Origin of the sequence: Rhizobium freirei PRF 81 (assembly GCF_000359745.1) — a bacterium.
GTDB lineage: Bacteria > Pseudomonadota > Alphaproteobacteria > Rhizobiales > Rhizobiaceae > Rhizobium > Rhizobium freirei.
On the sequence record NZ_AQHN01000070.1, the window covers coordinates 85,761 to 96,111 of the forward strand.

General features: G+C 60.6%; 11 protein-coding genes. 9 read left to right on the forward strand and 2 right to left on the reverse strand.

The window, feature by feature from the left end:
* Positions 1 to 130: 130 nt before the first annotated feature.
* The 6 genes from RHSP_RS18810 to RHSP_RS18835 all read left to right on the forward strand — a co-directional run bounded on the left by RHSP_RS18810 (position 131) and on the right by RHSP_RS18835 (position 6,349).
* A complete protein-coding gene (locus RHSP_RS18810; RefSeq protein WP_037152929.1) occupies positions 131 to 1,156 on the forward strand; it encodes a sugar ABC transporter substrate-binding protein in 1,026 nt (341 codons plus the stop codon).
* Between the two features lie 177 nt (positions 1,157 to 1,333).
* Positions 1,334 to 2,398: an ABC transporter permease gene (locus RHSP_RS18815; protein ID WP_004120960.1), complete on the forward strand. Its 1,065-nt coding sequence runs from the start codon at positions 1,334 to 1,336 to the stop codon at positions 2,396 to 2,398.
* The gene (locus RHSP_RS18820) at positions 2,374 to 3,183 is read left to right on the forward strand and encodes an ATP-binding cassette domain-containing protein (RefSeq protein WP_004120962.1); all 810 of its coding nucleotides are present in this window, start codon (positions 2,374 to 2,376) and stop codon (positions 3,181 to 3,183) included. Before RHSP_RS18815 ends, RHSP_RS18820 begins: the two co-directional genes overlap by 25 nt.
* Positions 3,180 to 3,812, forward strand: a complete 633-nt coding sequence (locus RHSP_RS18825; protein ID WP_004120965.1) for a nucleoside triphosphate hydrolase — start codon at positions 3,180 to 3,182, stop codon at positions 3,810 to 3,812. Before RHSP_RS18820 ends, RHSP_RS18825 begins: the two co-directional genes overlap by 4 nt.
* 144 nt (positions 3,813 to 3,956) lie before the next feature.
* On the forward strand, positions 3,957 to 4,997 hold the full coding sequence (gene pyrC, locus RHSP_RS18830) for a dihydroorotase (RefSeq protein ID WP_004120967.1): 1,041 nt from the start codon (positions 3,957 to 3,959) through the stop codon (positions 4,995 to 4,997).
* A 200-nt stretch (positions 4,998 to 5,197) separates the two neighbouring features.
* Complete coding sequence (locus RHSP_RS18835; protein WP_037152958.1) at positions 5,198 to 6,349, forward strand: GGDEF domain-containing protein; 1,152 nt, start codon at positions 5,198 to 5,200, stop codon at positions 6,347 to 6,349.
* 41 nt (positions 6,350 to 6,390) lie between these two features.
* Here RHSP_RS18835 and RHSP_RS18840 read toward each other — a convergent pair whose 3' ends face one another.
* A complete protein-coding gene (locus RHSP_RS18840) occupies positions 6,391 to 6,870 on the reverse strand; it encodes an anthrone oxygenase family protein (RefSeq protein WP_004120972.1) in 480 nt (159 codons plus the stop codon).
* Positions 6,867 to 7,697 carry an NmrA family NAD(P)-binding protein gene (locus RHSP_RS18845; RefSeq protein ID WP_004120975.1) on the reverse strand — a complete coding sequence of 277 codons (831 nt, stop codon included), beginning with the start codon at positions 7,695 to 7,697 and terminating at the stop codon, positions 6,867 to 6,869. The genes RHSP_RS18840 and RHSP_RS18845 overlap by 4 nt, the downstream gene beginning before the upstream one ends.
* A gap of 99 nt (positions 7,698 to 7,796) precedes the next feature.
* On the opposite strand from RHSP_RS18845, the gene RHSP_RS18850 reads away from it, so the two are divergent.
* From RHSP_RS18850 to RHSP_RS18860, 3 genes are all read left to right on the forward strand, one after another.
* Entirely contained in the window at positions 7,797 to 8,447 is a 651-nt protein-coding gene (locus RHSP_RS18850) for a TetR/AcrR family transcriptional regulator (RefSeq protein ID WP_004120977.1), read from the forward strand.
* A 128-nt stretch (positions 8,448 to 8,575) separates the two neighbouring features.
* A complete protein-coding gene (locus tag RHSP_RS18855; RefSeq protein WP_004120979.1) occupies positions 8,576 to 9,274 on the forward strand; it encodes an orotate phosphoribosyltransferase in 699 nt (232 codons plus the stop codon).
* A gap of 77 nt (positions 9,275 to 9,351) precedes the next feature.
* Positions 9,352 to 10,278, forward strand: a complete 927-nt coding sequence (locus RHSP_RS18860) for a carbohydrate kinase family protein (protein ID WP_037152932.1) — start codon at positions 9,352 to 9,354, stop codon at positions 10,276 to 10,278.
* Positions 10,279 to 10,351: the final 73 nt, after the last annotated feature.

Genomic DNA, 10,351 nt, shown 5'->3' on the forward strand with positions numbered 1-10,351 from the left:
CGTCGAGGATGCGTATATGGCCTTGGAGGAGGTCTTTCCAAAATAATCTGACAGGCATTGCGCATCTCCACCCCGGGCGCTCATCCGGGAATGCCGGACGGTCCGGCTTTTCAAACATCGGGAGGATTGAATGAAGAAATCTGTTATTTCGGCAGCGATCGCCGCTCTGGCGCTCGGCGTTGCCTTTGCCGCGCCGGCAAAGGCTGCAGACGTGTCCGCCTGCCTCATCACCAAGACCGATACCAACCCCTTCTTCGTCAAGATGAAGGAAGGTGCGACGGCCAAGGCCAAGGAACTCGGCGTGACGCTGAAGTCCTATGCCGGCAAGATCGACGGTGACAGCGAAAGCCAGGTTGCCGCGATCGAGAGCTGCATCGCCAGCGGTGCCAAGGGTATTCTGATCACCGCCTCCGACACCAAGGGCATCGTTTCCTCGGTCAAGAAGGCACGCGACGCGGGCCTGCTGGTCATCGCGCTCGACACGCCTCTGGAGCCGGCCGACGCCGCCGACGCGACCTTTGCCACAGACAATCTTCTCGCTGGCAAGCTGATTGGTCAGTGGGCAAAGGAAACGCTGGGTGACAAGGTGAAGGACGCCAAGGTCGGCTTCCTGGATCTGGCGCCATCGCAGCCTTCCGTTGACGTCCTGCGCGACCAGGGCTTCATGATCGGCTTCGGCATCGACCCGAAGGATCCGAACAAGATCGGCGACGAAACCGATCCGCGCATCGTCGGCCATGACGTTACCAACGGCAACGAGGAGGGCGGCCGCAAGGCCATGGAAAACCTCCTGCAGAAGAATTCGAGCATCAACGTCATCCACACGATCAACGAACCGGCCGCCGTCGGCGCCTATCAGGCTCTGAAGGCCGTCGGCTTGGAAAAGCAGGTTCTGATCGTGTCTGTTGACGGCGGCTGCCCGGGCGTCAAGTCCGTCAAGGAAGGCGTGATCGGCGCGACGTCGCAGCAATATCCGCTGATGATGGCTGCCCTCGGCGTCGAGGCGATCAAGAAGTTCGCCGCGACGGGCGAAAAGCCGAAGCCGACCGAAGGCAAGTCCTTCTTCGATACCGGCGTTTCGCTGGTGACGGACAAGCCGGTTCCGGGCCTGAAGTCGATCGACACCAAGGAAGGCACGGCCAAGTGCTGGGGCTAAGCCTCGTCCTGAACTTGGCATGATCCAATCCGAGAGCCGCTTCACGCTTTTCGCTGAAGCGGCCCTTAGGTTCGCGATCGTGCCTTCCTGATATCAACGCCGGCCGGACTTCAACTTCGGCCGGTTCAACAGCCGGCGGTTTCCGCGTATAGTTCGGCGCGGCAGCGGAGGAATACAATGACCGGAGCACAGGAATTCGAGCGTGTTCTCGACGGCAGCGACAAGAATGTTGCCTCGTTCGAGCACCAGGACGTCTCTCTTCTCAAACGCATGCAGCATTTCTTGCACTCGACGCCGGCCGCCGTGCCGTTGATCGTGCTGGTGCTGGCGATCATCATCTTTGGCTTTGCCATCGGCGGCCGTTTCTTCTCGGCCTATACCCTGACGCTGATCCTGCAGCAGATCGCCATCGTCGGCATTCTCGCCGCAGCGCAGACACTGGTCATCCTGACGGCCGGCATCGATCTTTCGATCGGCGTGATCATGGTCATTTCCTCCGTCGTCATGGGCAACGTCGCCGTCACCTACGGCCTGCCGACGCCTGTCGCCGTTTTTGCCGGCATGGTCGCTGGCGGTCTCTGCGGATTGCTCAACGGTTTCCTGGTCGCCAACATGAAGCTGCCGCCGTTCATCGTGACGCTCGGCACGTGGAATATCGTCATGGCGACGAATTTCATCTATTCCGCCAATGAGACCATCCGTGACACCGATGTCGATGAAAAGGCACCGCTTTTGCATCTCTTCGCGATCAGCTTCCGTGTCGGTGGAGCGGTGCTGACCCTCGGTGTCATCGCTATGGTGCTGCTGGTGGTCGGCCTATGGTATATTCTCAATCACACCGCTTGGGGCCGGCATGTCTATGCTGTCGGCGATGACCCGGAAGCGGCAAAATTGTCGGGCATCCAGACCAAGAAGGTGCTGCTCGCGGTCTACGGCGTTTCGGGACTGATTGCGGCCTTTGCTGCCTGGGTTTCGATTGGCCGCAACGGCTCGGTCTCCCCGTCTTCGGCTGTGACGGATTTCAATCTCCAGGCAATTACCGCGACGGTGATTGGTGGCATCTCGCTTTTCGGCGGCCGCGGCTCGATCCTCGGCACGCTATTCGGCGCCATGATCGTCGGCGTCGTATCCATGGGCCTCAACATGCTCGGAGCGGATCCGCAGTGGAAGGTCCTCCTGACGGGCGTGCTGATCATCGGCGCCGTCGCGATCGATCAATGGATCAGAAAGGTATCGGCATGACCACGACAGGCGAACCCCTTCTCACCGCCCGCGGCCTCGTCAAGCGCTATGGACGCGTGACCGCGCTCGACAATGCCGACTTCGATCTTTACCCCGGCGAGATCCTTGCTGTCATCGGCGACAACGGCGCCGGAAAATCCTCGCTGATCAAGGCGATTTCCGGCGCGGCCACACCCGATGAAGGCGAGATCAGGTTGGAAGGCAAGCCCGTCCATTTCAGGTCGCCGATGGAAGCGCGCGAGGCCGGTATCGAAACGGTTTATCAGAACCTGGCGCTCTCGCCGGCGCTCTCGATCGCGGACAACATGTTCCTCGGCCGCGAAATCCGCAAGCCCGGCATTCTCGGCTCCTGGTTTCGTATGCTCGACCGGCCGGCGATGGAAAAGCGTGCCCGCGACAAGCTCACCGAGCTTGGCTTGATGACGATCCAGAACATCAACCAGGCGGTGGAAACGCTCTCCGGCGGCCAGCGTCAGGGTGTCGCCGTGGCACGTGCCGCCGCCTTCGGCTCCAAGGTCGTCATCATGGACGAACCGACGGCAGCTCTCGGCGTCAAGGAAAGCCGCAAGGTGCTGGAGCTCATTCTCGACGTGCGTGCCCGCGGCCTGCCGATCGTTCTGATCTCGCACAACATGCCGCATGTCTTCGAGGTGGCGGACCGCATCCATATCCATCGCCTTGGGCGTCGTCTGACCGTCATCAATCCCAAGGAATATACCATGTCCGATGCCGTCGCCTTCATGACCGGTGCCAAGGCGCCGCCGGTGGAGAACGTCGCCGCATGAGTATTTCTCTCGAAAACGTCGCCGGCGAGATCATTGCTCGCGCCGGCGACACCAGGCGGTTTCTGGTGGCGATCGCCGGGCCGCCCGGCGCCGGCAAGTCGACCTTGGCCGACAACGTCGCCAAGGCGTTGCAGGCCAAGGGCGAAAGCGCCGAAGTGCTGCCGATGGACGGCTTCCATATGGACAATGCCGTCCTCATCGAAAAAGGGCTCTTGAAGCGGAAGGGCGTGCCGGAGAGTTTCGATGTCCGCGCTTTTCTCGATATCGTCAAAGCCGTGCGCGCCGCCGATCAGGAGGTGCTCGTGCCGGTCTTTGATCGCTCGCGCGAACTTGCCATAGCATCCGCGCGCATCGTCTCACCCGATCATCGTTTTATCGTGATTGAAGGCAACTACCTGCTGTTCAGCCAGGGCAAGTGGGCGGAGCTGGAGGGTGTGTTCGACTATTCGATCATGCTCGCGCCGCCGATGGAGGTGTTGGAGGAGCGGCTATGGGCGCGCTGGAAGGGGTACGATCTCGATGACGAGGCCGCCCGCGCCAAGGTCCACGGCAACGATCTGCCGAACGGCCGGCTGATCCTGGAAAACCGTCGCAAGGCCGATGTGACCGTCGACGTCGTGCAGGACTGAACCTCACGATCATTTAACCGCTGTGGCGGATTGTTTTACGATGCTGGTTGGTGTTATCGAAGCGCGATATCATCAAGCATGGTTCCGAAGGGCGTGAAGTCGCTTTCGGACGAGACCATGCTCACATTTCCAGAGGTCGCGCCCATGCAAAAGCTCACCATCCGCCGTCCCGACGACTGGCATCTGCATTTGCGGGATGGCGCCATGCTGGAAGGCGTGATCGGCGACACTTCCAGACATTTCGCCCGCGCCATCATCATGCCCAATCTCGTGCCGCCGGTCGTGACCACGGCGGATGCGACGGCCTACCGCGACCGCATCCTGAAGGCGCTGCCGACGGGCGACCGCTTCCAGCCGCTGATGACGCTTTATCTCACCGAGCACACCAGCCTCGACGATGTCGAGGAGGGCAAGAAGAGCGGCCTGATCACCGCCGTCAAGCTCTACCCGGCCGGTGCCACGACCAACTCTCACGGCGGCGTGCGTGATCTGAACAAGGCCATGCCGGTGCTGGAGCGCATGGCGAAGATCGGCCTGCCGCTCTGTGTCCATGGCGAGGTGACGACGCCGGAAGTCGATATTTTCGATCGCGAGGCGGTCTTCATCGAAACCGCGCTCGATCCGCTGCGCCAGCGCCTGCCGGAACTGAAGGTCACCATGGAACATGTGACCACGTCGGATGGCGTGAACTACATCAAGTCGGCAAAGGCCAATCTCGCCGGCTCCATCACCACGCATCATCTGATCATCAACCGCAATGCCATCCTCGTCGGCGGCATCCGCCCGCATTATTATTGCCTGCCGGTCGCCAAGCGTGAGAGCCATCGCCTGGCGCTGCGCGCGGCGGCCACGAGCGGCGACACCAGGTTCTTCCTCGGCACCGATTCCGCTCCGCATGTCGATCCGCTGAAGGAATGCGCCTGTGGCTGCGCCGGCATCTATACCTCGATCAACACCATGAGTTGCCTTGCCCATGTGTTCGAGCAGGAGGGTGCGCTGGACAAGCTCGAGGCTTTCGCCTCGCTGAACGGACCGGCCTGGTACGGCCTGCCCGTCAATGACGACCGCATCACGCTGGTGCGCCGGCATGATGCGGTGACCTTCCCGGCGAAGATCGAGACCGGGGCTGGTCCGGTCACCGTTTTCGACCCGATGTTTCCGCTGCATTGGGATGTCGAATCTTAATTTTAGATATTATGAATATAAGTATAGATGAATTTATATGCAGTATTGGCGGTAAAGTATTTGTGTCTTGCCGCTAAATGGCACGTATATTTTATTGAAATGTATTTTCTTTATTATTTGCCGTAACCAATTCGATACCCCTTAAGGGCTAGCGTGTCATTGATCCCCTACGGTAACGATGAGACCGTTGAAAGAGCATGATGCTGGTCGATTACAACTCACTTCTTCTCGCCCTTGGCGTTTCCGCGTCCTGCCTCGCAGTGACATTGGTGGGAAGCTGGTTTTCTCGCCGGCCCGATACCTTTCTACTGACGTGTTCCGCCGGCCTGGTGCCGCTGGTGGGTGGCATTTTCATATACGGCCATTATGTCGACAAGCCGCACCCGATCTTTGCCGTCCTGACTTTCATCTTGTTTTTCATCGGCTTCTCGACGATCTGGGTGGCCGGCTATCAATTTCGCACGCGGCGGCTCTCGGGGTGGCGCTTCCTGCTTGGATGCCTCACCGGTATTGCCGCTTCGGTCGGGCCGATGCTCGCCGGCTATGATGGGCTGGCCTTCATCGGCGACAACGTCGTCATCGGCCTGCTGCTGCTTCTGACGGCGCGTGAATATTGGATAAGCCGCCACGAAGCGCCGACGCCGCTCTATGGCATTACCGCACTCTACACTTTGACCGCCATTTCCTTTGGCCTTTGCGCGGCGGTGCTCATCGCCGATGGCAAGCTCGTGCTCGGCCATGCACCGAACAATTGGGCCGAGGATTTCAGCCTCGCCGTCTGCATCGCCGGAATGACCGGGATCGGGGCGCTGTCGCTTGCACTGCATCAGTGGCGCCAGGCGGCCCTGCATCGTCAGGAGGCGATCACCGATTCCCTGACCGGGCTGCTCAACCGCCGCGCACTCTTCGACCTTCACGGCAGACGGACCTTCGGCCCGTCCATGGCGGTCATCATCTTCGATATCGATCGCTTCAAATTGATCAACGATCAGCATGGCCATGCCGCCGGCGATCTCGTGCTCAAGTTTTTCGGCCAGGAATTGTCCGTAGGCTTGCGCCCTTCGGATACGGTGGCGCGGCTCGGTGGCGAGGAGTTCGCCCTCGTGCTCGACAACACCTTGCCGGGCCGTGCCGAACAGGTCGCGGAACGGGTGCGGGATGCCTTTGCCGCACAGGCGATCGAGATAGAAGGAAAATCTCTGACTTGCACCGTCAGTGCAGGCGTTGCGACCGGCACCGTCAAGGGGATCGGCTTCGATGACGTCCTTCGCGCTGCCGACAAGGCGCTCTATGAGGCAAAACGAAACGGCCGCAACCGTGTCGAGGTTGCGGCCTATCTGCATGCCGTCTAGCCGATCAATTCGCTGGAACCCTGTAGCTTTCTTTTGACTGGTTAGAACAGAGCCCGCACGAAGGCGCATGCGGCAAGAAGCGATGCCACCGTGCGTACATGGTTCCACTGCATCCAATCGCTGAGATAGGTCGTCCACAGCTGCGCTGCTTCCGCTGTGTGGCCATCGACCTTGTCGAGCGCATCATTCAGCGGAACGTTGAACACGATGGTCGAGAGGAAGCTGGCGACGAGATAGAGCGCGGCGCCTGCCAGCATCATCACGCTGACGCTGCCTCGCCAGTAGATGATGGCCATGGCAGCGACGAAGACCGACAGGATGGCGGCCAGCATGAACACGATGATGAAAGGCGAACGTACGATCGTGACGTTGATGGATTGCATGGCGGCGATCCCCTGATCGACCGGAAGGCGGGCGAGGGACTGCATGACGAAGGTCGAGAAGGCGAAATAGACGCCGGCGAGAAGGCCGCTGCTGAGCGCCGCGATGATGAGCGCGATATTCGTGATCGGAAAGGTCATGACTGAATACTCCAGATGCCGGTAGCGGCGGTTTCGTGGGTATAAGCGGAAAAGTCTTTCGCTTGCCTGCCGAGGATTTGGCTGACGCCATCCATGACGGGCGAGTTGCGGCCATCGAGGACCTGCGTGAAAAGCTCATGCAGGAGGTCGGTAACCTCTTCCGGCAGGCCGTAAGCGGTCATCTCGGCGATGAAAGCATCAACCGGGACGGTTTCGTATTCGATGGTCCTTTGGGAAGCCGCCGCGATTTCGGAAACCGCTTGGCGAAAGGTCAAGGCGCGCGGTCCAGTCAGTTCGTAGGTCTGGTTGCGATGACGCGGATCGATAAGGCACGCAACAGCCGCATCGGCAATGTCGTCGGCGTCGACGAAAGGCTCCGGCACATTGCCGGCCGGCAACGTCAGCTTCCCCTGCAGAAGTCCGTCCATGAAGACCCCCTCGCTGAAATTCTGGTTGAACCAGCTAGCGCGCAGCACGGTATAGTCGATGCCAACGGCTTTGAGTTTCTCCTCGCTGTGGATGGCGCCGTCCTCGCCTCGGCCGGAAAGCAGGACGATATGCCCGACGCCGACTTCGGCCGCCGTCTTGGCAAAAGCCCCAATGGCCTCGGCTGCCCAGGCAACCGCAAGATCCGGTTGGAACGTGACATAGGCAGCGGAGGCGCCTTCCAGCGCTTGATGCCAAGTGCTGCGGTCCTGCCAGTCGAAGCGGGGTTCCGTCGAGCGCGAAACGGCACGAGCCTTGATGTCGCGTTCCTTCAGTCGCTCGGCGACCCGGCCGCCGGTTTTTCCCATTCCGCCGATGATGGCGATCGTCGAGGTCTGCATTTCGAACTCCTCCTGTACAAAATGTGATAAATTCTCTCATTTGCGAAATGTGATAAACTCTCTTATATTGCTTGTCAACAGTCACAGGCAGGGAATGACATGACGCAGGAAGCGATCGCGAAACGCAGGCGCAGCAAGGACGAGGCGGGCACGCCCCGGCGCATACCCAGCCAGCAGCGAGGCCGCGAACGGGTGGATCTGATCCTTTCGGTGGCATCCGAGCTGATCGCGAAGAACGGCAGCGACGCGCTGCGTATGGGCGAGATCGTCGAAAAGGCCGGGGTGTCCTTCGGCTCGCTCTATCAATATTTCCCGGACAAGACGGCGATCATCCGCGTGCTGGCCGAACGCTTCAACGAGCAGGGGCGGCAATGTGTCGAAGATGAGCTGGTGGCGATCAGGAGCCGCGACCAGCTCCAGGCCGCGCTGGATCGAATCGTCGATGGTTATTACGCGATGTTTCTCGACGAGCCCGTCATGCGCGACATCTGGCACGCCACCCATGCGGACAAGCTGCTGCAACGGATCGATGCCGAGGACATGGAGTGGCATTCCCAGGCATTTCTCTCCGTCCTCGTCCGCCTATGGCCGGAGCGCGATCATTCCGAGCTGGCAAGGATCGCCCGATTGACCATGCAACTGGTTGCGGCAGCCGTGCGCTATGCCATTTCGATCGAGAGAGAGGAGGGCGACAAGGTGATCGCCTTGTTCAAGGCCATGCTCCCCGCCGATCTTGGAACGCTCCGTTAGCTACCCGAGACGACGCCTCGCCGGCGATGCCAGTGACGGATATCAGCAAAAGCTCCTATTCGTCTGGAAACCGGCGCCGCTTGCTGCTATTGCCGCTGGAACATTAGCGCTGCGAAGGAGGCCCCCGCATGACCCAGATGACATTTACCGATCGCTCCGTCATGGCTGAGCTGGTGGCCAGGATGCTTTGGGAAATCAAGGCGGTCCATTTCAGCGCCGACAAGCCCTATAAGCTCGCTTCCGGCATGGCGAGCCCGGTCTATATCGATTGCCGCAAGCTGATCTCCTATCCGCGCATCCGCTCGACGGTGATGGACTTTGCCGCGAGCATCATCATGCGCAATGCCGGCTTCGAACAGTTCGACTGCGTGGCCGGTGGCGAAACGGCGGGCATTCCCTTTGCCGCTTTCCTCGCCGAGCGTCTGAACCTGCCGATGATCTATGTGCGCAAGCAGCCGAAGGGCCACGGCCGCAACGCCCAGATCGAAGGCGACATGAAGGACGGCGCACGCGTGCTCGTTATCGAGGATCTGACGACCGCCGGCGGCAGCATGTTCACCTTCATCGACGCCATCCGCGCGGCCGGCGGCATCGTCGATCACGGCATGGCGCTGTTCTACTACGGCATCTTCCCAGAGGCGGAAGAGCGCTTTGTCAACAGAAGGGTCCGCCTGCACCATATCGCCACCTGGCGCGACGTGCTCGCCGTCGCCAAGGAGCAGAAGTTGTTTGACGGCAAAACGCTCGACGAGGTCGAGGCCTTCCTCAATGCGCCGCTCGCCTGGTCGAGCCGGAATGGCGGTATTTCGGAGCTGCCGAAAAACTGACGCTTTGCTTTTGCCGTGAATTTATCTAATCGATTTATGAGACTGGATAAGACAGACGCGCTCTTTGGGAGGCCGGAATGATATTGTGCTGTGGCGAAGCTTTGATCGACATGCTGCCGCGGGAGACGACGCAGGGCGAAAAGGGCTTTGCCCCCTATGCCGGCGGGGCGATCTTCAACACTGCGATAGCGCTTGGCCGTCTCGGCGTCCCCACGGGCTTCTTCACCGGCCTCGCCGACGACATGATGGGCGACATCCTGCGCGACACGCTATCCGCCTCCAAGGTCGATTTCAGCTATTGCGCCATCACGCCCCGTCCGAGCACGATCGCATTCGTCAAGCTCGTCAACGGCCAGGCGACCTATGCCTTCTACGACGAAGGCACGGCCGGCCGCATGATCACCGAAGCCGATCTGCCGACCCTCGCTGATGATTGCGAAGCGCTGCATTTCGGCGCGATCAGCCTGATCCCCAACCCTTGCGGCGCGACCTATGAGGCGCTGATGAAGCGCGAGCATCAGAGCCGCGTCATCTCGCTCGATCCGAACATCCGTCCTGGCTTCATCAAGGACAAGGCCGCCCACATGGCGCGCCTCAACCGGATGGTCGCCATGTCCGACATCCTGAAGTTCTCCGACGAGGATCTGGAATGGTTCGGCATTTCGGGCAATCACGATGAGCTCGCCGCCCACTGGCTGGGCCAGGGCGCAAAGCTCGTCGTCATCACCAAGGGGGCGCAAGGCGCGACTGGCTACACCAAGTCGCTGAAGGTCTCCGTACCGAGCGAGCGCGTCACCGTCGTCGATACGGTCGGCGCCGGCGATACCTTCGATGCCGGCATTCTGGCGTCCCTGAAGATGAACAACCTGCTGACCAAAGCGCAGGTAGCCTCACTTAGCGAGAAGGGACTGCAGGATGCGCTGGCTCTGGGCGCGAAGGCTGCGGCAGTGACCGTTTCGCGCGCCGGTGCCAATCCGCCTTGGGCGCATGAGATCGGGCTTTGATCCAACCCTCCCCTTGAGGGGGAGGGTCGGCACGTAGTGCCGGGGTGGGGTGACCTTTCGTGTGAGGGGGGGG